General features: G+C 67.1%; 24 protein-coding genes. 12 read left to right on the top strand and 12 right to left on the bottom strand.

Annotated elements, in window-relative coordinates; all coding sequences use genetic code 11:
- Nucleotides 1–19: 19 nt before the first annotated feature.
- The 7 genes from ABIC63_RS07365 to ABIC63_RS07335 form a co-directional block, all read right to left on the bottom strand.
- Complete coding sequence (locus tag ABIC63_RS07365; protein ID WP_354319239.1) at nt 20–520, bottom strand: flavin reductase family protein; 501 nt, start codon at nt 518–520, stop codon at nt 20–22.
- A 23-nt stretch (nt 521–543) separates the two neighbouring features.
- Entirely contained in the window at nt 544–1,968 is a 1,425-nt protein-coding gene (locus ABIC63_RS07360) for an NtaA/DmoA family FMN-dependent monooxygenase (protein WP_294372242.1), read from the bottom strand.
- 216 nt (nt 1,969–2,184) lie between these two features.
- Nucleotides 2,185–3,135 carry an AraC-like ligand-binding domain-containing protein gene (locus tag ABIC63_RS07355; RefSeq protein WP_354319238.1) on the bottom strand — a complete coding sequence of 317 codons (951 nt, stop codon included), beginning with the start codon at nt 3,133–3,135 and terminating at the stop codon, nt 2,185–2,187.
- A gap of 166 nt (nt 3,136–3,301) precedes the next feature.
- Entirely contained in the window at nt 3,302–4,582 is a 1,281-nt protein-coding gene (locus ABIC63_RS07350; protein WP_294372247.1) for a TRAP transporter large permease, read from the bottom strand.
- A complete protein-coding gene (locus tag ABIC63_RS07345; RefSeq protein ID WP_294372250.1) occupies nt 4,579–5,166 on the bottom strand; it encodes a TRAP transporter small permease in 588 nt (195 codons plus the stop codon). Before ABIC63_RS07345 ends, ABIC63_RS07350 begins: the two co-directional genes overlap by 4 nt.
- Nucleotides 5,167–5,221: 55 nt before the next feature.
- Nucleotides 5,222–5,665 carry a type II 3-dehydroquinate dehydratase gene (locus ABIC63_RS07340; protein ID WP_294372252.1) on the bottom strand — a complete coding sequence of 148 codons (444 nt, stop codon included), beginning with the start codon at nt 5,663–5,665 and terminating at the stop codon, nt 5,222–5,224.
- A gap of 26 nt (nt 5,666–5,691) precedes the next feature.
- Nucleotides 5,692–6,708: a TRAP transporter substrate-binding protein gene (locus ABIC63_RS07335; protein WP_476347335.1), complete on the bottom strand. Its 1,017-nt coding sequence runs from the start codon at nt 6,706–6,708 to the stop codon at nt 5,692–5,694.
- Between the two features lie 154 nt (nt 6,709–6,862).
- Here ABIC63_RS07335 and ABIC63_RS07330 point away from each other — a divergent pair, with 154 nt between their 5' ends.
- The 3 genes from ABIC63_RS07330 to ABIC63_RS07320 all read left to right on the top strand — a co-directional run bounded on the left by ABIC63_RS07330 (nt 6,863) and on the right by ABIC63_RS07320 (nt 11,603).
- Nucleotides 6,863–7,645 carry an IclR family transcriptional regulator gene (locus ABIC63_RS07330; RefSeq protein WP_294372256.1) on the top strand — a complete coding sequence of 261 codons (783 nt, stop codon included), beginning with the start codon at nt 6,863–6,865 and terminating at the stop codon, nt 7,643–7,645.
- A 587-nt stretch (nt 7,646–8,232) separates the two neighbouring features.
- Nucleotides 8,233–9,318: a ThuA domain-containing protein gene (locus ABIC63_RS07325; protein WP_354319236.1), complete on the top strand. Its 1,086-nt coding sequence runs from the start codon at nt 8,233–8,235 to the stop codon at nt 9,316–9,318.
- 71 nt (nt 9,319–9,389) lie between these two features.
- Complete coding sequence (locus ABIC63_RS07320; protein WP_354319235.1) at nt 9,390–11,603, top strand: outer membrane protein assembly factor BamB family protein; 2,214 nt, start codon at nt 9,390–9,392, stop codon at nt 11,601–11,603.
- 144 nt (nt 11,604–11,747) lie between these two features.
- Here the strand turns inward: ABIC63_RS07320 and ABIC63_RS07315 are convergent, their stop codons facing one another.
- Nucleotides 11,748–11,975, bottom strand: coding sequence for a hypothetical protein (locus ABIC63_RS07315; protein WP_017757993.1), 228 nt, complete (start codon nt 11,973–11,975; stop codon nt 11,748–11,750).
- A 494-nt stretch (nt 11,976–12,469) separates the two neighbouring features.
- Between ABIC63_RS07315 and ABIC63_RS07310 the strand changes: the two genes are divergently transcribed.
- From ABIC63_RS07310 to ABIC63_RS07295, 4 genes are all read left to right on the top strand, one after another.
- A complete protein-coding gene (locus ABIC63_RS07310) occupies nt 12,470–12,748 on the top strand; it encodes a hypothetical protein (RefSeq protein ID WP_354319234.1) in 279 nt (92 codons plus the stop codon).
- Between the two features lie 430 nt (nt 12,749–13,178).
- On the top strand, nt 13,179–15,320 hold the full coding sequence (locus ABIC63_RS07305; protein WP_354319233.1) for a retroviral-like aspartic protease family protein: 2,142 nt from the start codon (nt 13,179–13,181) through the stop codon (nt 15,318–15,320).
- 75 nt (nt 15,321–15,395) lie between these two features.
- A complete protein-coding gene (locus tag ABIC63_RS07300) occupies nt 15,396–15,797 on the top strand; it encodes a hypothetical protein (RefSeq protein WP_354319232.1) in 402 nt (133 codons plus the stop codon).
- A 32-nt stretch (nt 15,798–15,829) separates the two neighbouring features.
- Nucleotides 15,830–16,210 carry a hypothetical protein gene (locus ABIC63_RS07295; protein ID WP_354319231.1) on the top strand — a complete coding sequence of 127 codons (381 nt, stop codon included), beginning with the start codon at nt 15,830–15,832 and terminating at the stop codon, nt 16,208–16,210.
- A gap of 64 nt (nt 16,211–16,274) precedes the next feature.
- Here the strand turns inward: ABIC63_RS07295 and ABIC63_RS07290 are convergent, their stop codons facing one another.
- On the bottom strand, nt 16,275–16,763 hold the full coding sequence (locus ABIC63_RS07290; protein ID WP_354319230.1) for a hypothetical protein: 489 nt from the start codon (nt 16,761–16,763) through the stop codon (nt 16,275–16,277).
- Between the two features lie 99 nt (nt 16,764–16,862).
- Nucleotides 16,863–17,657 (bottom strand): alpha/beta fold hydrolase, encoded by a 795-nt coding sequence (locus tag ABIC63_RS07285; RefSeq protein ID WP_354319229.1) that lies wholly within the window; start codon nt 17,655–17,657, stop codon nt 16,863–16,865.
- A gap of 55 nt (nt 17,658–17,712) precedes the next feature.
- Between ABIC63_RS07285 and ABIC63_RS07280 the strand changes: the two genes are divergently transcribed.
- From ABIC63_RS07280 to ABIC63_RS07265, 4 genes are all read left to right on the top strand, one after another.
- Nucleotides 17,713–18,111 (top strand): MerR family transcriptional regulator, encoded by a 399-nt coding sequence (locus ABIC63_RS07280; protein ID WP_354319228.1) that lies wholly within the window; start codon nt 17,713–17,715, stop codon nt 18,109–18,111.
- Between the two features lie 64 nt (nt 18,112–18,175).
- Nucleotides 18,176–19,174 carry an ABC transporter ATP-binding protein gene (locus ABIC63_RS07275; RefSeq protein WP_354319227.1) on the top strand — a complete coding sequence of 333 codons (999 nt, stop codon included), beginning with the start codon at nt 18,176–18,178 and terminating at the stop codon, nt 19,172–19,174.
- Nucleotides 19,171–20,016 carry an ABC transporter permease gene (locus ABIC63_RS07270; protein ID WP_354319226.1) on the top strand — a complete coding sequence of 282 codons (846 nt, stop codon included), beginning with the start codon at nt 19,171–19,173 and terminating at the stop codon, nt 20,014–20,016. Before ABIC63_RS07275 ends, ABIC63_RS07270 begins: the two co-directional genes overlap by 4 nt.
- Before the next feature lie 22 nt (nt 20,017–20,038).
- Entirely contained in the window at nt 20,039–20,842 is an 804-nt protein-coding gene (locus ABIC63_RS07265) for an ABC transporter permease (protein WP_354319225.1), read from the top strand.
- Nucleotides 20,843–20,850: 8 nt separating this feature from the next.
- On the opposite strand, the gene ABIC63_RS07260 is transcribed toward ABIC63_RS07265, so the two are convergent.
- The gene (locus tag ABIC63_RS07260) at nt 20,851–22,314 is read right to left on the bottom strand and encodes an ELWxxDGT repeat protein (RefSeq protein WP_354319224.1); all 1,464 of its coding nucleotides are present in this window, start codon (nt 22,312–22,314) and stop codon (nt 20,851–20,853) included.
- Nucleotides 22,315–22,518: 204 nt separating this feature from the next.
- Here ABIC63_RS07260 and ABIC63_RS07255 point away from each other — a divergent pair, with 204 nt between their 5' ends.
- Nucleotides 22,519–22,773, top strand: a complete 255-nt coding sequence (locus ABIC63_RS07255) for a hypothetical protein (RefSeq protein ID WP_354319223.1) — start codon at nt 22,519–22,521, stop codon at nt 22,771–22,773.
- A 240-nt stretch (nt 22,774–23,013) separates the two neighbouring features.
- Here the strand turns inward: ABIC63_RS07255 and ABIC63_RS07250 are convergent, their stop codons facing one another.
- Nucleotides 23,014–24,723, bottom strand: coding sequence for a CocE/NonD family hydrolase (locus tag ABIC63_RS07250; protein WP_354319222.1), 1,710 nt, complete (start codon nt 24,721–24,723; stop codon nt 23,014–23,016).
- Nucleotides 24,724–24,750: the final 27 nt, after the last annotated feature.

Below are 24,750 nucleotides of genomic sequence, written 5' to 3'. Positions count from 1 at the left end.
CCCGCCGTCCACGTGAGACTCAGAGCGCCGCCACGCGCCTGAACTGCTGGTTGAGGTACACCAGCGGGTCGCACGTCGACCCGGCCGTCCGCACCGCACGCACTTCGCCGAGAAAGATCGTGTGCGTGGTGTAGGGTATCTGCCGAACCACCGCGCAATCGAATGCCACGATGGCGGAGCCAAGCAGCGGCGCCCCCGTCACTGCGCGGTCCCAGACGCCGGTCTGGAAGCGCTCGTGACGCCGTGACGGAACACTGAAGACCTGGGCCATGCCCTGGTCGGATGCCGCCAGCACATTCACCGCGAAGATGCCTGCCGCCAGGATTTCGGCGTGCGCCGAGGCACCCTGGTTGATGCAGACGAGCAGGGTCGGCGGATCCGCCACCACCGAGCTGACCGCGGTGGCGATCAGTCCGACGCGCCGCTCGTCCAGCCGGCTGGTGATCAGAGAAACGCCAGCGGCCAGCCGGCGCATGCCGGTCTTGAAAGCGTCCGGGACGTGGAGTTCATCGGTGACCATGGAGTGCTTCCGGCAGCGGCACCTCAAGCCGCCGCCGTCTCCTTGTTCCAGCTGACGCCCGTCCCGCCAGCGCTCTTCTCGGCCGCGCCCTTGAAGGCACCGCGGTATCGGGCGGCCGCGTGCCGCTCGGGCAGGCGCCCGCCCGTCTCGGGGAACATCTTCTGGCGAAGCGAACCCGAGGCGTACTCGCGCTGGGCCAGGCCACGATCCTGCAGCAGGGGAATGACATGCTCGATGAAGTCCTTGTACGACTGCGGGAAGAACTGCGCGATCATGTTCACGCCATCGATGCCCGCGTCCTGCCACTTCTCCAGTTCATCGGCAATGCTTTCGGGCGTTCCGACCATCCGGCCGCTGTACGACAGGGCCTTGACCAAGTCGGACACCTTGGCCTTCTGGCCGTTGTGGGAGTCCTCGTACATGCGGGCATAGCCCTGGACGCCCGACATGTTGGCCTGGTCAAGCGTCATGTCGGGGTCGAGGCCGCCCAGGTCGATGCCCATGTCGCGGCTGATGTGCGCGGCCAGGCCGTCGTAGCTCACCCACCGGTCGATCTCTTCCGACTTGCGCCAGGCTTCCTCCATGGTGCTTCCCACCACGAAGGAGAAGCCCTGAATGAACTTGATGTCGTCGGCACGACGTCCTGCGGCCACGGCCAGCTCGCGCTGCTCCGCGATGCCCTTGCGCGCGCCTTCCAGCGTTGGGTAGAGCACGAAGGTGCCTTCGGCATGCCTGGCAGCAAACTCGCGTCCCACCTTGGAGGAGCCCGCCTGATAGAGCACGGGCACGCGCTGCGGTGTGGGCGACACCATGTGCGGTCCGAGGACGCTGTAGCGCTTGCTTTGGTGATAGATGCGATGGATCTTGTCCGCATCGGCATAGATGCCGTTGGCACGGTCCGCCAGAACCGCGCCTTCGTCCCAGGAGCCTTCCCACAGCTTGTAGACCACGTCCATGTATTCCTCGGCCCAGCGGTAGCGCTCGTCATGCTCGACGATCTGGTCGAAGCCGAAGTTCTGGGCGGCGTTGTGGGTGGCGCTGGTGACGATGTTCCAGCCGATGCGGCCCTTGCTCAGGTGATCGAGGGTGGACATGCGGCGCGCGAAGCTGAACGGATGCTCCGACATGATGGAGCTGGTGAAGGTCAGCCCCAGGTGCTCGGTCACCCCGATCAGCGCGGCACACAGCGCGCCGGTGTCGTTGCACGGGATCTGCATTCCTTCCTTGATGTACGTGTCCCACGATCCGTTGTAGGCCGGATCGATGCCCAGGATGTCCGCCAGGAACAGCGCATCGAACTTGCCTTTTTCGAGGAGCCTGCACAGGTCTTTCCAGGTGTCCAGGTCATCGAAGTTCATCTGCGTCGTTTCGGGATGACGCCAGGTGCCGTGATAGATGTGGGAGACCACATTCATCGAGAAGCAATTGAAGATCAGACGTTTACGCATGAGGAGTTCCGGGTTGTGGGTGTTGGGAGATTCCAGTCTAGGAAGCCCTCCGACCCGGGTCTCGGCTCTGCGCGCACGCGCATTGTTCTGCGAGGGAATGGCTTGATGCGGCACGTCGACGGCGCAAAGCCGCGGCGTCTGCGCGACAGTGAAACAGGGATGTCGCCTGCCGCCTCGCGCACGATGCGCGAGCGCTCGGCCGAGCTTCGTGCGTATTCAGCGGGCGGCTGCGGCCCGATGTTCCCTCGGCGTATGGCCGAACTTCGCGCGGAAGGTGCGGCTGAAATGCGAGAGGTCGTTGAAGCCCCAACGGTAGGCAATCTGCGAGATGGACAGCGCCGCCTCGGTGCTGCACAGGTCCTGCGCACAGTGCTCGAGCCGGCTCTCCAGAAGGATCCGCCCGAAGGACCGACCACCTTCTTCGAGCACCTTGTGCAGGTAGCGTGCAGATACCCGGAAGTGGGCAGCCACGCTCGATGGTGAAAGATGCGGGTCCGCCGCGTTCAGCTCGATGTGCTTGGTGACGGTGGCACAGAAACCTTGCCGGGCGCTTTGCTGGGCGGACTCGCGGGCTTGCGCCGTGGCACCAAGGGAGAGCGCGACCAGGTTGACGAGGCTCTCTCCCAGCTTCGCACCGGCGGCATCCGGAACGGCTTGCGCGCGCTGCGCGATCAGGGTCAGGAAATCGATGGCCATGCTCCCCAACCCGCCATCGTTGGCGACCTTGATCGCAGTCTTCTGTTCCGGGCGCTGCACCAGCGGTCGCAGCAGATGGTGCGGAATCCGGAACGAATGCTGCTCCCAGTCGTCGCTGCAGTAATCGTTCAGGTAAGGCTGCGTCGAATCCACGATCGAAAACTCACCGGGACCGAGGAGTGCGTCGCGTCCGCCCTGGATCATTCGGCACTGTCCCCGCGTCTGCAGGTTGAGGAAGTACACCTCGGTCGGCATGCGCCGGATCTCGGATGCTCCCCGGTAGATCTCCTGGCGCGACGACGAGATCGTGGTGACGTTGATCGTGGATAGCGGATGTGCGCTGACCCGCCCCACGAACTGCCGCTCGTCGGCCACCCGCGGATCCAGCGCCACATAGGTCTGGCAGAGCACGTCACGCCAGAACCCGAACTTGTCCCGGCCTGAAAGGTTCTCGGTGGTCCAGGTATGCATGGTTTTGGCGCAGGGACGTCAGGCGGTCCGCGACGACAGCAATAACCATGCCGAATTCTTCCGCCGGCGAGCCCTCGCAGCCCCGGGGCCGCAACGCGATGTCACGCCGCGAGCCGTGCCGCAGCGGCGAGGCGCGGCGAGGCGACCCGCCTCGCCCCGCTGCGCCTCAGCCGCCGAACCAGCGCGCCGGCACGATCACCAGTTGGGGAAACAGCACCATCACGAACATGATGGCGAACTCCGCCGCCATGAAGGGCAGCACCCCGCGGGTGACCTCGTCCATCTTCATGCGGCCCACACCCGCCACCACGTTCAGTACCACGCCCACCGGCGGCGTGATCAGACCGATGGAGTTGTTGATGATGAACATCACGCCGAAGTAGACCGGGTCGATGCCCGCCTTGATCACCACCGGCATCAGCACCGGCGTGAGGATCAGGATGGTCGGCGTCATGTCCAGCGCGGTGCCGACCACCATCACCAGCACCATGATGCCGATCATCAACAGCACCTTGTTGCCCATGAAGGGCTCCAGCAGTCCCACCACCTTCGATGGCAGGTCGGCCACGGTGATGAGCCAGGCGCTGACCATGGCCGCCGCGATCAGGAACATCACCACCGCGCTGGTCTTGGCCGCCGCTACGAACACGTCGCGCAACTGCCAGAAGTTCAGCTCGCGGTAGACGAAGGTCGCCACGGCAAAGGCATACACCGCCGCGACCACCGCCGCTTCGGTGGGCGTGAACACGCCCATGCGCAGGCCCACCAGGATGATCACCGGCAGCAGCAGCGCCCAGCCCGCCTCGCGCGCGGCCGCGAGGATCTCACGGCGGCTCTTGCGCGGCGGCGGCGCGACCTTCTCGCGCCGCACCACCCAGGCCCAGGTGATCCACAGCGCGCCGCCGATCATCAGCCCCGGCGCGATGGCCGCGAGGAAGAGCTTGGAGATCGACACATTGGCCGCCACGCCGAAGATCACCAGCCCGATGCTGGGCGGGATCACCGGCCCGATGATGCCGGTGGCCGCGATCAGCCCGCCCGCGCGGGCCTTGTCGTGACCGGCGGCAGTCATCATGGGCAGCAGCAGTGCCGTGAGCGCCGCGGCATCGGCCACGGCCGAGCCCGAGAGGGCCGACAGCAGGCAGCCCGCCATGATGGTCACATAGCCCAGCCCGCCGCGCACATGCCCCACCAACGAGAGCGCCAGGTTGACGATGCGCTTGGACAGGCCGCCCACGTTCATGATCTCGCCGGCGAGCATGAAGAAGGGCACGGCCAGCAGCGGAAAGCTGTCGGCACCGCCGATGAGGTTCTGCGTGAGGATCTGCGCGTCGAACAGGTCCAGCTGCCACATCAGGGCCACGCCGCTGGCCAGCAGCGCGAAGGAGATCGGCATGCCGATGGCCATGGCCAGCAGCAGCGATCCGATGAACACGGTCAGCGTCATGGCCGGCCTTTCTGGGAATGTGGGTTCGGTTGTGCCTGCGAGGCCTGGGCGTTGCCCAGCACCTGTGCCAGCGCCGCGGCCTCTTCCGACTCCTGCACGGCGACGAGTTCGTCCTCGCGCAGGCGGCCCGTAAGCAGGCGGCCCAGGTCGATCAGCAGCAGCAGGCCACCGCCGATGGCGAACACGATGCCCACGCTGTAGACGATGGCCATCGAGAGGCCGGTGACCGGCGCCTCCACGTCCCAGTTGATGCGCGTCTGCACGATGCTGCCCTGCAGAAGCAGCCACAGCATGTAGAGCATCAGCAGCTGGCTCAGCAGCAGGCACAGCTTCTTGCCGGCAGGCGGCAGGCGGCCGACGACCATGTCCACGCCCAGATGGGCGCGCTCGTGCAACGCCACCAGCGCGCCGAGGAAGGTCATCCAGATGAAGAGCCAGCGCGAGACTTCTTCGGACAGCAGGATGCCCGAGTTGAAGCCGTAGCGCAGCACGACGTTGCCGAACACGAGCACGACCATCACGGCCAGCATGAGCGCAACCAGGTTCTCCACCGCGCGGCAGGCGCGGTCGATCCAGCGATTCATGATGAGGATCTCCCGGAGCGCGCCGCAGCGGGCGCGCTCCTGTGGAGGCCGGGCGTCAGCGCCGGGCCTCGCGCACGATCTCGACCAGCCCGCGCAGCGCCGCAAGGTACGACTGAGGCCCAAGGCCCTGGATCGTGCCGCGCACGGCGGGCGAGATGATGGAATGCGCCCGCCAGCTCTCGCGGGCGGCAATGTTGGACATGTGCACTTCCAGCACGGGGAAGGGCATGGCCTTGATGGCATCGTGCAGCGGCACGCCGTGCTGCGTCAGGCCGGCAGGGTTGACCAGCGCGCCGTCGGCGCTGTCGATGTGCTCGTGCAGGAAGTCGATCAACGCGCCTTCGTGGTTGGACTGCAGCGTGTGGACCTGCACGCGCAGCTCTTCCGCCAGGGCGGCGATGCGCGCATTGATCTCCGCCAGCGTGGTGGTGCCGTAGATGTGCGGCTCGCGGCGGCCGAACAGGTTGAGGTTGGGTCCGTGCAGGACGAGGATGTTCATGGAAGCGCTCATGCGGGTTGCGGAAATCACTGCTTGCGGATGCGGGCCAGCTCATCCTTGTAGAGCTTGACCATGGCGGGGTCGTACTGCGCGGCGAACTTGTCGATCACCGGCTGGGCGATCTGACGCATGCGGGCCTGCTGGTCGGCCGACAGCTCGTTGAACTGCGCGCCCTTGGCCTGCAGCTCGCCCAGCGCCTTCTGCGCGGCGGCGCGGCTCACCTGGCGCTGGTAGGCACGCGACTCGTCGGCGGCCTCGCGCATCCACTTCTGCTCCTGGGGCGTGAGCTGGTCCCAGAACTTCTTGCTCACCAGCACGATGTTGGCGGCGTACACGTGGTTGGTGGCGCTGACGTACTTCTGCACTTCGTAGAACTTGTTGGACAGGATCACCGAGAAGGGGTTTTCCTGGCCGTCCACCGCCTTGGATTCGAGCGCACCATAGAGCTCCGCGAAAGGCATCGGCACGGGGTTGGCCTTGAAGGCCTTGAAGGTGTCGAGGAACACGGGGTTCGGGATCACGCGGATCTTCAAACCCTCCAGGTCTTCCGGCTTGGTGATGGCCTGGCGGCTGTTGGTCACGTTGCGGAAGCCCAGGTCCCAGTAGCCCAGTGCCACCAGGCCCTTCTCGGGCAGCTTGGCGATCAGCGCCTGGCCCAGCGGGCCGTCGAGCAGGGCATCGGCCTGCTCGAAGGTGGCCACCGAGAAGGGGAAGTCGACCAGTCCGAACTCCTTGACGATGCCCGCGAGCGAGGTGGTGGCCGGCGCCGACATCTGCTGCACGCCGCCCTGCAGCGCGGCCTGCTGCTGCATCTCGTTGCCCAGCTGGTTGGACGGGTACTCCTGCACCTTCATCTTGCCGCCGCTCTTGGTCGAGAGCAGTTCGGCGAAGCGCTTGACGCCGAAGCTCACCGGATGGTCGGGGTTGTTGAGGTGGCCGAAGCGGATGGTGCGCTCCTGCTGGGCAACGGCGGGCAGGGCGAACGCGGCGGCGAGGCCCGCGGCGACGAAGGCTCGGACGAATTTCTTCAAGGTTGTCTCCATGAGGGTTGGACGGTGGCCGGCCACTCGGACCCGCCAGGCGGCGCGATCATAAGCACATGTGGAAAGAATTTCCACAGTGAAAATCTATTCGGTGCTTTGGTACAGTGGCGCCCGTCCAAGAAATCGCCGACCTCTGTCGGCCGGGAGCCGAAACATGAGTGGTGTGATGGAACGCAGCTTCAAGGTGCTCGAATACCTTGCCGACCATCCTCAGGGTTGCGCGCTGTCGGTGCTCGCCAGCGAGCTGCAGCTGCCGCTGTCGGCCACCCATCGCATCCTCTCGGACCTCGTGCGCTGCGGCCATGTGCGGCAGGACGAGCGCGACGGCCACTACCAGATCACCATCAAGCTCGCTGCCCTGGGCCTGGCCTTCCTCAGCCGCTCCGGCGTCGTGGATGTGGCGCAGCCGCTGCTCGAGCAGCTGGCGCAGACCTCGGGCGAGCTGGTGCGGCTGGCGGTGGTCGATGGCGAGGAACTGACCTTCGTCGCCAAGGCCCAGGGCGCCACGCGCGGCCTGCGCTATGACCCGGACATGGGCCTGTCGGTGGAGCTGTCGTGCAGCGCGGCCGGTCATGCCTGGCTGTCGACCCTGGGCGACGACGAGGCACTGGCCATCGTGGCGCGGCGCGGGCTGGGCAGCCCCAAGGACTTCGGCCCCAAGGCACCCACCTCGATCAAGGCCGTGATGACCTATGTGAAGGCCGCCCGCCAACGCGGCTTCAGCATGATCAACGAGGTGTTCGCACCCGGCATGACCGCCATGGCAGCGCCTGTGGCCGGCCCCGGCGACAAGGCCATCGGCGTCATCACCATCGCCGGGCCGGCCGTGCGCCTGACGCCGCAGCGCATGGAAGAGCTGGGCCCCGCGCTGCTGGAGACCGCACAGGACGTCTCACGCGCCAGCGGCGCCTCGCCGCTGTTCCGCCGCCGGGCCTGAGCCACCGGCACTCGGCAGGCAGGCCGCACGCGGATCATCCTGCCGGCTCTTTGGCGCTGCTTCGCAGCCCCGCCGTCGCGCAACTGCTCCTTGTGAGCCGCGTGCGCGCCCACGCCTGCGGCGCCGGTCGATCCGCCCGCCCTTATTGCCTTCATCGCGCCACGACATGCGCGTGCCTGTGCCTGTGCGCAGGCGTCCCATCCATTCGCGGCCAGCTCTGAGCAGCCACCGAGGCTCGAATCGGAACAACATTTTTTCTTGGAAAACTTTTCCTGTTTGATTACGATGCGCCCACACGGGAAGCATCAAGAGAACAGGAGACACGCGTGAACGCAGCCAGATGGCCGCGTCGAAGGTGCCTGCGCCTTCGTACGACGGACCTTGAGACCAACGCCATGCATGCACGCAGCGCGCCGGGTGCGCGCGGCTGCCCACCCCCACGATTTCCCGACCGACCCGCCTGAAGTGCGGGCCGTCCGTCGTCGCGCCTTTCCCCAACCCCTTTCACCGCCCGGCGCCGATGCGCCATGGCCGGGCGTGCCCCTGCGCGCCCCGGCTGCCCTTCTCAGCAAACCCAGGAGACAACCTTGACCCTCTTCCATGCCCAACTCTTGCGCGCCGCGACGGCCGCATGCCTCGGCCTGGCGCTGGCCGCATGCGGCGGCGGCAGTGGTGGCAACGACAACGCAGCGGCCGCTGCGCTGCTGGCCGCCGCCTCGGCCAACAACCCGCCCGCCAGCGGCAACAGCCCACCTGCCACCACACCGCCGACCACCACACCGCCCGACGATCCGGCGCCGGCCGAGCCCGAGGACGATAGCTTCGACACGTACTACAACGTGTGCCGGGGCACCAATCCCAAGTGCTACCACGACTGGGGCGCCTTCGCCTCTACCCCCGACCGCGTGCTGATCTACTCGCGCACCGCCGGGCCACGCCATGCCAATCTCGGCACCCCGATGGCCGCCGGACTCAACCCGACGCTCAATCCGGACAACCTCATGCAGATCGGCCTCATCCGCATGCTCAAGGCCGAGGGCATCACCGCCGACTGGACCGAGGATGTGTCGGTGCTCTCGGGCCGCATCAACAACTACAAGGCAGTGATCTTCGCCAGCCCCAACCGCGACACGCTGTGGAATGACGCCGTCACCACCAGCAAGGACGCGGCCCGTACGGCGCTGCGCAACTACATGCGCCGCGGCGGCGGCTTCGTGGGCCTGCACAACGCCTTCGGCGCCGAGTACACCTGGCCCTACTACGAAGGCCTGCTGGGCAATGCCAACTTCTACAACCACGGCCCCAACCGCGCCGGCGACGTGCTGATCGTGGCGGACGATCCGTCCACCAAGGACCTGCCCAAGCGCTTCTCCTTCCAGGACGAGTGGTACAACCTCGAGCCCTTTCCGACGAACGTGAAGTTCCTCGCGACCGTGGACACCTCCACGCTCAAGCCCCTGACGGCCGCGCCGCATCCGGGCCATGAAGGCTTCCATCCGGTGGCCTGGTGCCAGTACTACGACGGCGGCCGCGCCTGGGTCACATCGCTGGGCCACAACGGCGACTCCTTCGCCGAGAACTACTCCGGCGTGGGCTCGGAGTTCTTCCAGAAGCTGATCGTGCAGGGCGTGAAGTCGGCCATGGGCCTGACGCCCTTCTGCACCACGCCCTGACCGGGCCACACGCGGCCGGCATCTGCCGGCCGCGCCTCGTTCTGCCTCACGCATTCTTCGGAGACAACGTCATGAGACTCACCCACCTGGCGACGGTGCTGCTTTCCGCCGGCGTCATCGGTTCCCCCCTTCTGCTGGCCGGCTGCGGCGGCGACTCGAACAACGGCGGCGTGCTGCCCATCGTGCCCGCGCCCACCCCGGCGCCGTCCCCATCGCCAACGCCCGCCCCACAGCCCGCGCCAGCCCCGGCCGCCGCGTTGTCCGACTGCTGCACCGCCGGCGACAAGGACTTCCCGAAGGTGGGCGGCAACCTCGGCAACCAGAACTACACGAGCCTGGGTGCCATCGACAATAGCCGCGTCGGCCAGCTCGGCGGCGCCTGGGTCAACCGCGTCGAAGGCGGCGTCGTGAGCGGCAACAGCCAGAGCACCACGGTGGCCGTGGACGGCGTGCTGTACATCGAATCGGCGCAGGGCAACCTGATCGCGGTCGACGGCAAGACCGGCGCCACCAAGTGGAAGTGGACGACGCCCTACGGTGCCATCACCCGCCGCGGCGCCGCCGTGGCCAAGGACCTGGGCCTGGTCTTCACCATCGGCGGCGGCAACCGGCTGGTGGCCCTGGACAAGGACACGGGCAAGGTCGTCTACGTCAAGCAGTACCCCACCTCGTCGTCCGATGCGGCCTTCCTGGGCGCGGTGCAGAAGGTGGCGCTGGTCTACCACGACAAGCGCCTGTTCATCGGCACCAACGACGGCAACCGCGGCGCCGCCTTCACGGCCGACGCGGCCACCGGCAAGGTGCTCAATGCCTTCTGGGGCGTGCCCCGCGCCGGCGAGATGGGCTACGACACCTGGGGCGGTGCACCCGACAGCGACCGCACCGGCGCCACGCCCTGGATCCACCCGGCGGTGGACCCGGCCCTCAAGACCGTGTATTGGACCTTCGGCAACGTGCGCGGCGGCTCGTCGCAGAACGGCTCGACGCGGCCGGGGCAGAACCTGTTCGCCAACTCCATCGTGGCGCTGGACATGGACACGGGCGCCTACAAGTGGCACTTCCAGTCCGTGCACCACGACATCTGGGACATGGACAACGTCATGTCGCCGGTGCTGGCCGATGTGAAGATCAACGGTGCCGACCGCAAGGTCGTCATCTACGGCAGCAAGACGGGCATGTACTACATCCTCGACCGCCGCGACGGCAGCGCGCCGCTGGGCATCGACGAGATCCCGGTCAAGCAGGACGCGCGGCAGGCCACCTCACCCACGCAGCCCTTCCCGCGCCAGGGCGCCTGGACCGAGACCTGCGTGGTCAACCAGGCCCTGGGCACCGCCGTGCCGGGCGATCCCAACCGCGCCGTGCCCAACTATGTGACCGGTTGCCTGTTCGACCCGCATTGGGACGTGCCGGTGCTCACCATTCCCGGCCACGGCGGCGGTGCCAACTGGAACCACCAGTCCTTCAGCCCCCGCACCGGGCTGGTCTACACCGGCATGGGCTACGTGGCTGCAGCCCACTCGCTCACGGAGTCCAGCAACGGCCTGCGCCCTCCGGGCGAGTACCAGACCGGCGCGGTGGTGGCCGTCGACCCGAGCACCAATCTCGTCAAGTGGAAGAAGCCCATGCCGTACTCGCTGGCGCATGGCAACGGCATTCTGAGCACGGCGTCGAACCTGCTGTTCATCGGCCAGCCCGACGGCAATCTGCTGGCCCTGGACGCTCAGGACGGCAGCGAGCTGTGGCGCTTCCAGACCGGCTCGGGCATCAGCGCCAGCCCCATCGCCTACGAGATCGACGGCGAGCAGTACATCGCGGTGTATGCCGGCGGCACCAGCATTCCGTACGGCAACTCCGCGCCGCGCGGCGACTACCTGTGGGCCTTCAAGGTGGGCGGCACTGTGCCGCCGGCCGCCACGCCCACGCCGCCCGAGGTGCGCCGGCCCGTCTCCGGCTCGCCGGTGGAGGGCACCGCGCTGCCCACGCCCAACACCGTGTTCCTGGGCCGCGTACAGACCGCCACCAACGCGCCGGGCACCACCGAGTCGACCGCGGTGAACGCGATGACGCCCACCTGGATGCGCGTGCCGGCCAATACCACGGTGACCTTCACCAATCCGGCGGACAACCCCAACACGCACTGCGCCACGCAGTTCTTCGAAGGGGCGTTCAACTTCCGCTTGGCACCGGGGCAGTCGGCCAGCTACACCTTCACGCAGAAGGGCGAGTACTTCTACAACGACTGCTACAGCCCGCGGCCTACGGGGAAGATCGTGGTGTATTGACAGGCACCCCCCATGCCGCTTCGCGGCTCCCCCCTCCCTGGCGCCTTCGGCTTGGAGGGGGGCGCACCCAGAGGCCTGGCAAAGCCAGTTCCTCGGGTGCCCTGGCATGGGCCGCTTCAGATCGCGGTCTTCACCGTGCCTGCCTCAAGGCAACGTCAATTCCATGCCGAGTGCTTGGGCCACACCGAAGGTGAGGAGCAGCACGGCCGCGAGCACCAGAATGAAGATGGCCGCAACCTTGCCGGCCGTGAGCAGAAGCGCGCGTCTGCTCAAGCCCTGACCCTGTTCGTAATGCCACTTGATGGCGAAGAACATCGTTGCGCAGAAGACGAGCGCCTTCAGAGTGATGAAGCCGACGGGAACCCATTCCATGGGGCAGATTGGATACGTCGGCGGGTTTGGCGGGAACTGGGCAAATTGTCCTAGCGCACGATTCATCGCAGACGTGGGCCGGGGCTTGTGCGGGCCGTGGCTACACGGGGACCGCGTCGCATCAGATCAGCAGCGCCATGTCGTGGTCGCGATTAGCGCAACCCGCTCGTCACCTCCAACCGGGTTTTCACACAGCCTCGACTGATTGCAGAAGTTCGGATAGTCGGCTGCATACTTCCGCTTTCGGCCAGAAGCGGACACTCGCGAACGTCATGATTTTTGCTACCAGAACAGCGAGAACAATTGGGCTGCTGTGCTTCAGCCTTCTCCTGACCTACGGGGCGAGCGCTGAGTCAACGTGCGGCATTGTGCGAGTTCCAGGGGGTTCGCCGCACAGAGCTGGCCCACCGCAGTCGACGGTTGAATTGGTACCAGCCAGTAGTTCCGGCCGCCCAGACTACCGGCGAGTTCACCCGAAGCAAGACGTGAGCGGCATGCAGGAGTTCTGGCTTGCCCAAGACAGCCTCGCAAGTACTGCGGATGTTGAGTCTGCCGAGGCCGTACTGGACTGCGACGAGCCGGCAGTGCTTCTCACCTTCGACAGGGATGCGACCACAAGGCTTGCAAATTGGTCAGCCGGGAATAGGGGAGGCCTCTTGGCGGTGCTCGTCGATGGCAATCCCAGCATAGTTGCGAGTGTCAAGGGCACGCTCGGTGGGAAGATGGCTCTGCGACTTTCAAGTGGCAAACTGGCGAGGCCGAGAAGATGGTGAGCCGGCTCATGGGTGCAAAGCGCTAAGTGCCCGCCCTCGCTGAATAGTGATCATAGTCAGCCACCGCGCAACTGACTCCTCCAGATGGGTGGCGGCAAGTTGCGTGGGGTGCCCGATGATGGCGGCCTCCGGTGACTACGTCAGTCTCGTACAGTTCGATCAAGCTCAACAAGCTTGAGTCGGTGTCAACGAACCCGGCAGCAGCCCAGGGTCATGAGACTGATCTCGGAGAGAAGACTGTGTGCGGATAAGCTACAGGTGGCAACATCAACTTAGGACAGAAGTATCCGCTCGACCGTTGACCAGGGGCGGGGCCCGCCATTCGCCGGCCGCATCGAAAACCTGCTCGAGGTTGGCCCGCGTCTCCCGCGAGGGCGAGAGATCGAAGGTGGGCTGGTTGCAGAACTAATAAAACACTGAGGAGCGGAAATTGACCAAGGAGCAGATCGGCTCTCTGGCGCCACTTGCGATATTCATTGCGTTCGTGGCCGGGTGCGCGTGGGTCGTTGGGCGCCTGACCCGGCCAAAGGTGGCAGAGGTCCAGAGGCTGTACGGGACGGGAGGCTGGCTCGGCTTCTTCCTCGTCGTTTCTTTCGTCCTTTCGCCACTACTCAGCATTGGCTCTCTCGTCAGGAACTTCGAAACGGCTGAAACCCGCACGCCAGGCGTCCTGGGACTGCCAGGCTATGTTCCGTACAAGGCGTTCTGCTGGTGTCTGGTGCTGGGCGTCATCGGCTGGCAAGTCTGGATGGCCAACCGGCTGCGCACGAGGTTCGAGCCGGACAGCGTTGCACATGCCAAGCGATACCTTGCCATCAGTCCTTTCGTCATGTACCTGGGCGACGTGGGCGCTGCCTGGACGTTCCTGAACGTGAACGGCGCAGGGGAGGACATAGCACAAACAGTGCGCGCCTTCTTTTCAAGCTTCCTCTGGTACCTCTACTTCACCAACTCAGAGCGAGTGAGGAATACCTACTGCGGTGCCAAGCAGACCGAGGACCAAGAGCCGCTCAAGTCCCTGCGCGCGCGAGCAGAGCGCCGGGAAACGCTCGAGGACCGGCAAGACCCGGTGTTCGCAGAGGCGCCTTTGCCCGGCCCGCCTGCTTCCTTGCCATCGCGGACGGCGTCTGCCATGGCCGCCATCCCTGTTGCTGAGGAAGCCGAACAGGTCTGGTGGTACGCCGAAGGCGAGAACAGAGGCGGCCCAGTGTCCGCGGCGCAACTCGAAGAGCTCCTCCAGGCGAGAACCATCAGCTTGAACACGCAGGTCTGGCGCGAAGGGCGATTGGCCTGGAAGGCGCTCCACCATGTCCCGGAACTGTCCAGGGGGCGGGCCGCGCCGCCCGTCGATGACGAGCCGGGGTTCGTCAAGCAGGATCGGTTGCGCGAACGCACGGCGGGCGCGCCGCTGTGGACCATCGCGATCGTGCTGGCCGTGTTGCTGGTCTGGTTTGGCCTCGCCTTTCACCTTCCCGAGAGGGCTTCGCTGCCCTACGCGTTCGGCGTCGGCCTTGGCGCCCTGTTACTGCCGGTCGGAGGGGTCGCCATCTTCTCGCTCTGGAGCGACTACCCGAGCCAGCGCACAAGCCTCCAGGTCTTCGTCGGATGCTGCACTGTGCTGCTTGCGGTCTCTGGGGTAAGCACGCTCGTGACCCGCGGCTACGCGGAGCGTTGGTTCAACAGGGACAACTTGACTGCAGAGGATCTCCGCTCTCAGGCCAACAAATGTGTTCAGTTGCGCGATCTGCGCTGCCAGGAGGCAAGCTGGCGCGAATACGTGCGGCTTCGACCTGATGATGCCGTCGGCGCCGCACGCCTGGGTATGGTTCTGAATCTGCGCGACAAGCACGAGGAGGCCCTCGTTCACCTGAAGAGGTCGCTGGACCTCGGAGCAGGCGCATACGACCTCTTCGCGTTCTACGCCGACAGCCACGATAAGCTTGGTCACACAGGAGATGCCATCGAATGGTCATACAAGGCGCTGTCCGTGGCGCCGAGCCTGGTGGACGTCAGAGGGCACTTGGCCAGCCTTCTGCTCAAGACAAATCGGCCTTACGAGGCGCTGTCTCTGCTGCAGGCCTACGACAACCAGCTGGAAGCCAAGGGCGGGCGGCCGTACTTCGTGGCGCAGCGGATTTCCATAGAGACAGCCATCGAGCAGGCCGAGCCTGAGAAGAACGTGGAGCGCACGGCGCTGCGTCTACCGGCTTTCAGTGGCCACTTCTTCGCGCCGGTAACTCTCGGCTCCAGCAAGCCGCGAGCCTTCATGGTCGACACCGGTGCCAGCCGGACGAGCCTCAGCGACACGGTGCTGCGTGAGACGAAGGCGGTCTATCGCGTGACTGAGCCGCAGGTGAACATGAGGACGGCCGACGGCAGGGTGGCGCTGGCGAGAGGCATCGTCATCGAATCAATGAGGGTCGGCCCATTCGAGCTCAAGAACGTGCCGGCCATCGCCTGCGCAGATTGCGCATCGCTGCTGGGCCAAGCCAGCCTGGCGCACTTCGACATGCAATCAGTGCGCGCGCAAGGTGTGGAATTTATGCTGCTAGCGCGTCGCGGGCCGCAGTGAGGGGCCATAGCAGAGGTGCTCCCATTCGGCGCCTACGTGAGGAAAGCCCGGGCGCTAGTCAGCCTCTAAGCATGCTTGGCCAACGAAGCGCAGAACCGATGGGACAGCGGCGCGAACTTCGCGGAAGTCAGATATCAGGCGATTTGGGCCCGGATGCTGTATGACAGCGTACGGCCAGGAGCGGACACCCAGCAAATGGGTAAATCTATGAAGGTTTGGCAGGTCTACGGCGAGGGCGAAGGCTTTGTCATCAACGGCAAGGAGCGGGCCTTCGAGTTGAGCGGGTTCGTGCAAGCGGAAGACGCCACCGCCGCGTTCTCGCGAGCTTGCGAACTCGCGACAAAGGACCACCCGGCGCTTGCGCAGGCTGCCGGTCCGTTCCCTCGCCCCGTAGTCAACCCCAAGGAAGTTCAAGAGGTCATGGCAGGTTTCACCGTTGAGTTGGGCAAGGTTCAAGTGGACTGGCTTGAAGACTAAGCGGCCGCGCCCGGCCAAAAGCAGACATCCGTATGGACCCAATTGCTCGACTTAGAGAACTTGCGCTTGCGCTGAGTGATCGGCACGGGAACTTCGGAGCCGACGAGGTGCTTCCGTATGCTGCGGAGGCGATCGCATTAGTGCGCAGTCACCCGGAGCGCCTTGCGGAATTCGAGCAAGAGTTCGTATGCTTGCCCGGTCACGCGCCACCGGAATTCATCGAGGTGTGCATGCACGCGCTGCGGCTTCCTGGCGTCCGAGCGGCATTTGAAAGAGAACGGCGCGCTGCGATTGCTGCAAATGATTGGCGGAGGGAGCCTGCATTCCGACACTACCTCATGGCGTTCGAGGATGATTGGGAGGATGCCGTTGACTTCTACTCCGAGTATTTCGGCAAGCCGAACGTCCGCTAAGGGCCCAGAGCCGAAGTTCGCTCCGCTCGGAGGCAGTCGGCTGGATCCTTGCGGACGGGCTAGCCTACTCGCACCCGACTTCTGTCATTGCAGTGCCGCAAAGCACTCTCCAATGGGCCGCCCCCACATTGCTTCGCGCAAGACTTTCAAGTCGCTCCAACACGCGCTTGTCCGCTCGGACTCGATCCCAAAATGGGCCAACTCGGCGTCGCGCATCCTCGAACACGCCCTTTCTGGCGGAGTCGATAAAGCCGCAGTAGAAGTAGATCCTGAACACCGCCTCGCTCATCACGTTTTCATCCGTATCCCACAATGCGCTGATGAGTTGGTCGCCTTCGTCGACCATCGACGGCCGGAGGATACTGACCAAGCACCCGCGCCAGTTGGTCGGCTTTGTTGCAGCGGAGCGAAGTAGCAATGCACGGTCCCCATCGCTAAGCTGGCTTAAAAGGCGTTCACCGTCCTCATACTCGTACTCGTTCCAGTCCGAGCTGTCTACGTCGGACTTCATCAGCAGGGCTTCGAGCTTCATTAGCGGGTCGAGCTGGTGCATGTGCTTTGCTTGCGTGAATGGCGGGTGTTGGCCGGAACCGGCGGGTCAAGAGAATAGCCCGACGGTCGGCCTCCCCTGCAAAGCGGAAAATCAAAACGCTCAAACGAATGGCTGGTCCGGACCAACCGCAGCCGAGCTCATGCTGTCGGCGCGGCACGTCGCCGCACCGTCCATCCGCCCCAGCCACCGCACCAAAGCCGCAACCACCGCCGCCGGCTGCTCCAGGATCGACATGTGCCCCGCCTCGGCCACCGCCACCAGCTCGCCGTCCGGCAGAAGTGACGCCATCTCCTGGCTCAGGCTGAAGGGCGTGATCTGATCTTCACGCCCGCACACCACGAGAGTGGGAACGTGCACGCGAGGCAACAGGTCACGGGTGTCCGCCCGGTCCATGGCCGCCCGCTGCTGCCGGACGAAGCCCTGGCTTCCCACGGTCGAAGCCATGTCGAACAGCAGGTTCAGCAGTTCGCGGTCCTGCAACCTCGACGCGTGAACGATCCTTGCGGCAAAGCCCTGTGCGAGCTGGCCGAAGGTGGCGGTGGCTGCGCCTTCGGCACCTTCCACGGCCTGGATCATCCTTTGCCGGACCTGCTTCCCCTCCTCGGTGTCCGCGCGGGCGCCTGTGTCCAGGAGGCACAGCCCGGCGATGCGGCTGCCCGCCTGGCGGCAGACCTCCTGCGCAACGTACCCGCCCAGCGAGAACCCAGCGACCGCGAATGCGCCGGCGGGCATGGCCGCGATCGCGTCGCGGGCCGACTCGGCGATGCGGTCGTGCAGGTGCGTGGGTGCGACGTGCACGGTGCGCTCTCCGGCGATGGCGGTCGTCAGCGGACTCCAGATCCGGGCATCGTTCATCAGCCCGGGAAGGAGGAGAAGGGGCGTCGCATGGTTCATGGCCAGGGTTATAACTATGCAGTTGGATGCATAGTCAACATGGGGAGCACGACCGATGTGGATCGCTGAATTCGCGCGCCGCGCAGGGGTGAAGCCGACGACCGTCCGGCACTACCTGCGGGAAGGCCTGCTGTCGCCGCGCACCGGGCTCGCCGGCGGGTCGCGGCCTTATCTGGAGTTCACGGAAGCCGACATGCGCCGGCTCTCGGCCATCCAGGCGGGCCAGGCCCTGGGTCTCTCGCTCCCGGAGATCAAGCTGCTCATCGGCGAGCGGCATTCAGGCAGCGGCCACGCGCGGATGCTCAAGGCCCTGACCGCGCAACGCGACACCTTGCGCGGCAGGGCCCTCGCGCTGCAGGCGATGCTCGCCTTCCTCGACCGCAAGATCGCCTGGCTCGAAGCGGGCGCGAAAGGGCCGCCGCCGTCGCATGCCGTCACCCAGGCCATCGGATAGCATCGCGCCCCCCACGGCCGTGGCCTCTGCATCGCAGGCGCCTGCGCCGTGCGGACACGCCCCCATGACTGCCCATATCCACGTCGACCGCCTCACCAAGGTCTACCGCATCGCCGAGCGCGATCCGGGCCTGCGCGGGGCACTGCGCGGCCTCTGGCGGCGGCGCTACCGGACGGTGGAGGCGCTCGCCGGCGTTTCCTTCTCGCTGCAGCGCGGCGAGTTGCTGGGGCTCATTGGGCCCAATGGCGCCGGCAAGTCCACCACGGTCAAGCTGCTCGCCGGCATCCTGCGGCCCGATGGCGGACGCATCACCATCGACGGCCGCGATCCCTTTGCCGAGCGCGCAGCGCATGTGGGCCGCATCGGCGTGGTGTTCGGGCAGCGCACCCAGCTGTGGTGGGACCTGCCGGTGGAAGACGGCTTCGACCTGCTGCGCGACATCTACCGGGTGGACGCGTCCGACTACCGCCGCACGCGCGACGAACTCGTGGCGCTGCTCAACCTGGAGGGCGTGCTCGGCCAGCCGGTGCGCCAGCTCTCGCTCGGCCAGCGCATGCGTGCCGAGATCGCCGCGGCGCTGCTGCACCGGCCCGACATCCTGTTCCTGGACGAGCCCACCATCGGCCTCGATGCGCCTTCCAAGCTCGCTGTGCGCGACTTCGTGCGCAGGGCCAATCGCGAGCGTGGCACCACGGTGCTGCTCACCACGCACGACATGCACGACATCGAGGCGCTGGCCCAGCGGGTCATCATCGTCGGCCATGGCCGCGTGCTGGCCGACAGCCCGGTGGAGGCGGTGCGGCGGCAGGTGCTGGCCGAGCGCCGCCTGGTGGTGGACTTTGCCGGCACGCCGCCGGACGGAACTGAACTCGCAGGTACGCCCGTCGCGGCGCGGGAGGGACGCACGCTGGTGCTGCGCTTCGACCCGCAGCAGACGCCCGCGGCCGACCTGATCGCCCGCATCGCAGCTGCCCATGCGGTGGAGGACATCCGAATCGAGTCGCCGTCGATCGAGGAGGTCATCGCCCGCTTCTACGCCCTGCACGGCGCGGCCGAGGCATGAGCGACCGCCGATCGGTGCCGGATGGCCGCGCGCTGCGGCCCTACCGCGCGGCCTTCGTCTCGCGCTTCCTGCAGATGCTGCAGTACCGCACCGCGGCCTTTGCCGGCTTTGCCACCCAGTGCTGGTGGGGTGGCATCAAGGTGATGGTGCTCGCGGCCTTCTACGCGGCCGGCGCGGCGCCCATGCCGCTCGCCCAGGCCGTCACCTACACCTGGCTCGCGCAGGGGCTGCTGGCCTTGCTGCCGTGGGCGGGCGACCCCGAGGTGGCGCAGGCGGTGCGCACCGGTGCCGTCGCCTACGACCGCCTGCGGCCGGTGGACGCCTACGGGCTGTGGTTCGTCCGCAGCGCGGGCTGGATCGCGGCGCGAGTGCTGCCGCGCCTGGCGCTGATGGCCGCCTTCGCGGCGCTGCTGCTGCCCCTGGCAGGCTGGGGCGACTGGTCGTGGCGCCCGCCCGTGAGCATCGCGGCAGGGGCGGCCTTCGGGGTATCGATGCTGCTGGCGTTGCTGCTGTCGGCAGCGCTGGTGATGCTGCTCAACGTGGCCGCCGTGGCAGCGCTCGATGCCCGCGGCATCAACATGCTGGCGCTGCCCGTGGTGATCCTCCTGTCGGGCAACCTGGTGCCGCTGGCGCTGCTGCCGGACGGCTGGCAGCGCTGGCTGTTGCTGCAGCCGCTGGCGGGGCTGCTGGACATCCCGGCGCGGATCTACTTCGGGCAGTGGGCGGGCGCGGACGCAGTTGGCGGTCTGCTGCTGCAGGTCTTCTGGATCGCGGCATTGGCGGCCGCCGGTCGGTGGGCGCTGCAGGCTGCCTTCGCACGCCTGGAAGTGCAGGGCGGCTGAGGCCATGGCACGCAGCCGTTCCATGGGCAACGCCCGCCTGTTCCTGCGCTTCGCCGCGGCCTCGATCGCGGGCCAGGCCCGCTATCCCGCATCGGCGCTGATGCTGACCACCGGCCAGTTCCTGGCCACGGGCATCGAGGTCGTCGGCATCTGGGCGCTGTTCGACCGCTTCGGCAGCCTTCAGGGCTGGCGTCTCGGCGAGGTGGCGCTGTTCTACGGACTGGTGCACGCCATGTTCGCGCTGGCCGACATGCTGGGCCGCGGCTTCGACGTGCTGGGCACCGAGCTGCTGCGCACCGGCGCGTTCGACCGGCTGTTGCTGCGCCCGAGGCCGGTGGCATTGCAGCTCATGGGGCACGACCTGCGGCTGAGCCGACTGGGCCGGCTGCTGCAGGCCGTGCTGGTGCTGGCCTTCGGCAGCGTGCAGGCGGGCATCGACTGGACGCCGGCCGCCATCGCGGTGGCCGTGTTCGCCGTCGCGGGCGGCGTGGCGCTGTTCCTGGGCATCCTGGTGCTGCAGGGTGCGCTCGCCTTCTGGACGGTGGAGAGCCTGGAGATCGCCAACGTGTTCACCTATGGCGGCGTGGAGGCGGGGCAGTACCCCATGTCGCTGTACGCGCGGTGGTTCAGGCGCCTGCTCACCTTCGGCGTGCCGCTGGCCTGCGTGGCCTACTACCCCGCACTGTGGGTGCTGGGCCGCGCCGATCCGCTGGGCGCGCCCGCCTGGGTGGGCGCCGTCTCGCCCCTGGCGGGCTTTGTCTTTCTGGGGCTCGCGTTCGGCGTGTGGCGCCTGGGCCTGCGCCGCTATGCGTCCAGCGGCAGCTAGCCGCGTGCTCAGCGCAGCCGCTGCTGAAGCGGATCGCCCAGCAGGCTGAGCCGCCCGGCGCGGTCGATGCGCCAGAGCCGCTCGTTGCCGTGGCCGTCATCGGCGGTGAACAGAACGGCATCGCCGACTGCAGTGAAGCCCACCGGCATCGAATGCGCCGCGCCGGGCACCACGTCGGCCATGCGGCGCGTGCCGGCGGCCGTGCCGTCGGTGGACCAGGGCTCCACGCCATGCGTGGCATCGCCGGCCGAAAACCACAGCCGGCCCGCCGCCACCTCGAAGCGCGAGGGCGTCGCGCTCGATGCGCCCGCGGCAATGTCGGCCACGCGCCGCGTGCCAGCCTCCGTGCCGTCCGAGCTCCACAGCTCGGCCCCGGACTCCCCATCGGTGGCCGCGAAGTAGAGCCGCCCGTTCATCACGGCCATGGGGCTCGACAGGCTGCCGCGCGGCCCGGGCTGGATGTCCTTGACCAGGCGCGTGCCGTCGACGGTGCCGTCGCTGCGCCACAGCTCGATGCCATGGCGGCCGTCGTCGGCCGCGAAGTACAGCACGCCCTTCATCGCTGTCAGATGACGCGGTTGCGACGCGGCGTCGCCGGCCCGCACGTCCTTCACCAGGCGTGTGCCCTCCGCCGTGCCATCGCTCGCCCACAACTCGGTGCCGTGCTGGCCGTCGTTGGCGGTGAAGTACAGCTGCCGCCCCCCGGCCGTCAGGCGCGCGATGCCGCCGTCCTCGGGCCCGGCTCTGACATCCTTCACAAGCCGGGTGCCCTTGGCACTGCCATCGGTCACCCAGAGTTCATGGCCATGCTCGGCCGTGGTGGCGGTGAAGAACAACCGGTCGCCCACCACGGTGAGCTGCCGCACCAGGGCCCGTGGCCCCAGCGCGATGGCCGCCACGCGTACGGTGCTCTGGGCCGTGCCCTGCGTCTTCCAGAGCTGGAAGCCGCCGTCCGGCTCCTTGGCCACGAAATAAAGCGCGTCCTTGAAGACCGTCAGTTCGGCGGGCAGGGCGCCATCGCTGCCGGGCGCGCCGCGGAGGCGCGCGACGGGCACGGTGCCGCGCCCGGTGCCATCGGTGCGCCACAGCTGCACGCCGTGCTCACCGTCGGTCGCGGCGAAATAGATGCGGCCCCGGTACGGCGTCAGGCTGGAGGGATAGGCGCCGCGGAAGCCCGGAAGGATGTCCTTGACCAAGCGTGTGCCGCCAGGCGTGCCGTCGGTGATCCACAGCTCCTGGCCGCTGAGCGCATGCACCGCGGTGAAGACCGCACGGCGCTCACCCAGCGGCGTGAGCTGTGTGGGCGAGACGAAGGCGAGGGGCGCGCGCTGCTCGGGCAGAACGGTGCGGTCGGGGTCGGCGGCCGCTGCCGGCTGAGCCATGGCCGTGCCGAGGGACAGCGTCGCGACGGCCGCCAGCGAGAGCGCCAGACGGCAGGCACAGAGAAAAGGGGAGGGCGTGAACGCATGCATGCGTGCACTCTATCCAAAGAGGAAATGTTTTCCACTTGGAGATTCCACCCGGGTCGCGGCGGGTTCACAGCCCCATGCCGCGCCGTCCCTCACCCCGGCCTCGGCAAACCCCTTAGACCAAACGGCCGAATGTTGACTTGTATTGCCAAATGCTTAAGTGCAGCATCCCGTTGCGCCGAACCCGGCGCGAGAGGAGACAGGCACATGAAGAAAGCAATGATCCTGGCCGCAGCCTTGTCGCTGTGTGCCGCCGCGGCCGCCAAGGGCGGAGGCGGAGGGCACAGCAGCGGCGGCGGCCTTCATTCGGGCAGCCACTCGGTGAGCAGCTACACCCGGCACGACGGAACCCACGTCGCGCCCAGCCATGCCACCAATCCGAACCAGACCAAGCTGGACAACTGGAGCACCAAAGGCAACGTCAATCCCTACACCGGCAAGGAAGGGACACGCAAGCCATGAAGCGCCGATTGCTGGGAGCGGTTTTGATTGCCACCCTCTTCGGGGGTGTGGGCGCCAACGCCGACGCGCGGGGCCGACGTGGGGGTCACTCGTCCGGCAGCCGCCACGCGACCTACAGGGGCGGTGCAGGCGGGGTTGGGGGCGGGGGTGGCAGCGGGGGCTGCGGCTCGCGCGGCGGGCCCGGCTATCGCAAGCCGAACGGCCAATGCGCCAGCCACCGGGATTGAAAGCCTCGCGGCCCTAGCGTCGCGCCGGAATCAGCGGCATCAGCAGTCGGCTGTCGTGGTCGCCACCCGTGAGGACCGTGGTCACGCCGCCGAACTCCGCCACAGGCCGGTCCTCGGGATGGTCGTGGCGCATGCGACCGGGCGGGGTCACGATGAAATCGTGGCCCTGCACCGTGAGCACCAGGCGCCACCCCTTGGGAAAGACCAGGCAGGTGGGCCAGATCTCCACCTCCACCGGATAGGCCTCGCCGGGCACGAGCTTCTGCACCTCGTCATGGGCATGCCAGGGCCGCCAGGGCAGGCTGCGCGCCGGGTCCAGCTTGCGGTGAGAGGCACGCAGCCAGCCCATGGCCATGGGCACGCGTTCATGCGCGCCCACGTAGCTCATCTCCTGCCCGTCCGGATCGAAGACGCGCAGCACGACGAACAGGTCGGCATCGGTGGTACTGGACGAGACCCACAGCCGCAGCACGGCCGGGCCGGTGAACTCGGTGTCCTGCGCGAAGGGCGCGGTCGAAAAGCTCAGGCCTTCGCCCATGGCTTCGAAACTGGCCCGGCCGGCGCCGCGCGGCGGCGCGTCGCCCAGCGAGCCGTCGGCGGCGTCCAGGTGGAAGGGCGTCCAGGCGGTGCACGCGAGCGGCCATTCCTGCTCCGTGCGCATCTCGGCCGTGCCATCGGCCTGGCGGATGGCGAGTTGCACCGGCGGTTCGCGGTCCCAGCCGTTGTCCTCGCCCGCCAGGAAGTGCTTGAAGAAGCGCTGCTGGATGGCCACGTAGTGCGGCAGGTAGAAGCTCTCGTAGTGCGTGCCGATGTGCGCGAACAGCCACTTCTGTTTCGAGCCCGCGCGCTGCCAGCCTTCGAAATTGCCACGCAGGTGCATGCCCGGGCCGCCCCAGTTGGCGGCGGACAGCAGCGGCACCTCGATGGCCGGCAGGTTGGCCGCGCGGGCACGGTTCCAGGCGTCGTCCAGCGGGTGCGAGAGGCGGTCGTTGGGATGGTCGGCGCGGCTGCCTTCCAGCAGTTCGTCCGACAGCGCGGGGCCGGTGGTGCGTTCGCCCGTGAGCCGGTCGCGGTGCGTGCTCTTGCCACTGCCGTACTGGTTGGCCAGCACCTGGCGCGGCCACCATTCGAAGGTGAAGCTGTTGCTCAAAATGCCTCCGTGGTGGCCGCCGTCGCGGTAGAACTCGCTGGAGCCCTCCCACGGCACGATGGCCGCCAGGTGCGGTGGCCGCAAAGCCGCGACCTGCCACTGCTTGATGGCCAGATACGACACGCCGATGAGCCCCACCTTGCCGTTGCTCCACGGCTGCGTGCCGGCCCATTCGATCCATTCGTAGAAGTCGCGCGTCTCCACCGGGCCGAAAGGGTCCAGGTAGCCCTCAGACCGGCCGGTGCCGCGCGAGTCGACCTGGATGACCACGAAGCCTTCGGGCACCCAGCGTTCCGGGTCCACCACTTCCCAGCGCAGGTAGCGGCCGGTGCTGCCCTCGGTGTCCAGGCCCGGGTAGATGCGCTTGAGCACCTGCCACTGCGGGTTGAAGGCGTCCTCGAAATGCACATCCTTGCCGTAGGCGCCCATGGCCATCACCACGGGATAGCGGCCGGGCGCCTCGGGGCGGAACACGTTGGCGCGCAGCGTCACGCCGTCGGACATGGTCACGGCCACGTCACGCATGAACACCAGGCCGTTCTCGACGGTGGTGCGGGTTTCCAGATTGGGCATGGCGCTCATCCTCCTCGGGCTCCTTTT

The sequence above is a fragment of the Pseudacidovorax sp. 1753 genome, assembly GCF_040544975.1.
Classification (GTDB): Bacteria; Pseudomonadota; Gammaproteobacteria; order Burkholderiales; family Burkholderiaceae_C; genus Xenophilus.
Note: the sequence above shows the minus strand (reverse complement) of the source record. Positions and strands in the feature narration are given on the sequence as shown.

Coding starts and splice junctions, on each gene's coding strand:
- ABIC63_RS07365 (WP_354319239.1), bottom strand. CDS start 520: ATGGTCACCGATGAACTCCACGTCCCGGACGCTTTCAAGACCGGCATG.
- ABIC63_RS07360 (WP_294372242.1), bottom strand. CDS start 1,968: ATGCGTAAACGTCTGATCTTCAATTGCTTCTCGATGAATGTGGTCTCC.
- ABIC63_RS07355 (WP_354319238.1), bottom strand. CDS start 3,135: ATGCATACCTGGACCACCGAGAACCTTTCAGGCCGGGACAAGTTCGGG.
- ABIC63_RS07350 (WP_294372247.1), bottom strand. CDS start 4,582: ATGACGCTGACCGTGTTCATCGGATCGCTGCTGCTGGCCATGGCCATC.
- ABIC63_RS07345 (WP_294372250.1), bottom strand. CDS start 5,166: ATGAATCGCTGGATCGACCGCGCCTGCCGCGCGGTGGAGAACCTGGTT.
- ABIC63_RS07340 (WP_294372252.1), bottom strand. CDS start 5,665: ATGAACATCCTCGTCCTGCACGGACCCAACCTCAACCTGTTCGGCCGC.
- ABIC63_RS07335 (WP_476347335.1), bottom strand. CDS start 6,708: ATGGAGACAACCTTGAAGAAATTCGTCCGAGCCTTCGTCGCCGCGGGC.
- ABIC63_RS07330 (WP_294372256.1), top strand. CDS start 6,863: ATGAGTGGTGTGATGGAACGCAGCTTCAAGGTGCTCGAATACCTTGCC.
- ABIC63_RS07320 (WP_354319235.1), top strand. CDS start 9,390: ATGAGACTCACCCACCTGGCGACGGTGCTGCTTTCCGCCGGCGTCATC.
- ABIC63_RS07315 (WP_017757993.1), bottom strand. CDS start 11,975: ATGGAATGGGTTCCCGTCGGCTTCATCACTCTGAAGGCGCTCGTCTTC.
- ABIC63_RS07310 (WP_354319234.1), top strand. CDS start 12,470: ATGCAGGAGTTCTGGCTTGCCCAAGACAGCCTCGCAAGTACTGCGGAT.
- ABIC63_RS07295 (WP_354319231.1), top strand. CDS start 15,830: ATGGACCCAATTGCTCGACTTAGAGAACTTGCGCTTGCGCTGAGTGAT.
- ABIC63_RS07290 (WP_354319230.1), bottom strand. CDS start 16,763: ATGCACCAGCTCGACCCGCTAATGAAGCTCGAAGCCCTGCTGATGAAG.
- ABIC63_RS07285 (WP_354319229.1), bottom strand. CDS start 17,657: ATGAACCATGCGACGCCCCTTCTCCTCCTTCCCGGGCTGATGAACGAT.
- ABIC63_RS07280 (WP_354319228.1), top strand. CDS start 17,713: ATGTGGATCGCTGAATTCGCGCGCCGCGCAGGGGTGAAGCCGACGACC.
- ABIC63_RS07275 (WP_354319227.1), top strand. CDS start 18,176: ATGACTGCCCATATCCACGTCGACCGCCTCACCAAGGTCTACCGCATC.
- ABIC63_RS07270 (WP_354319226.1), top strand. CDS start 19,171: ATGAGCGACCGCCGATCGGTGCCGGATGGCCGCGCGCTGCGGCCCTAC.
- ABIC63_RS07265 (WP_354319225.1), top strand. CDS start 20,039: ATGGGCAACGCCCGCCTGTTCCTGCGCTTCGCCGCGGCCTCGATCGCG.
- ABIC63_RS07260 (WP_354319224.1), bottom strand. CDS start 22,314: ATGCATGCGTTCACGCCCTCCCCTTTTCTCTGTGCCTGCCGTCTGGCG.
- ABIC63_RS07255 (WP_354319223.1), top strand. CDS start 22,519: ATGAAGAAAGCAATGATCCTGGCCGCAGCCTTGTCGCTGTGTGCCGCC.
- ABIC63_RS07250 (WP_354319222.1), bottom strand. CDS start 24,723: ATGCCCAATCTGGAAACCCGCACCACCGTCGAGAACGGCCTGGTGTTC.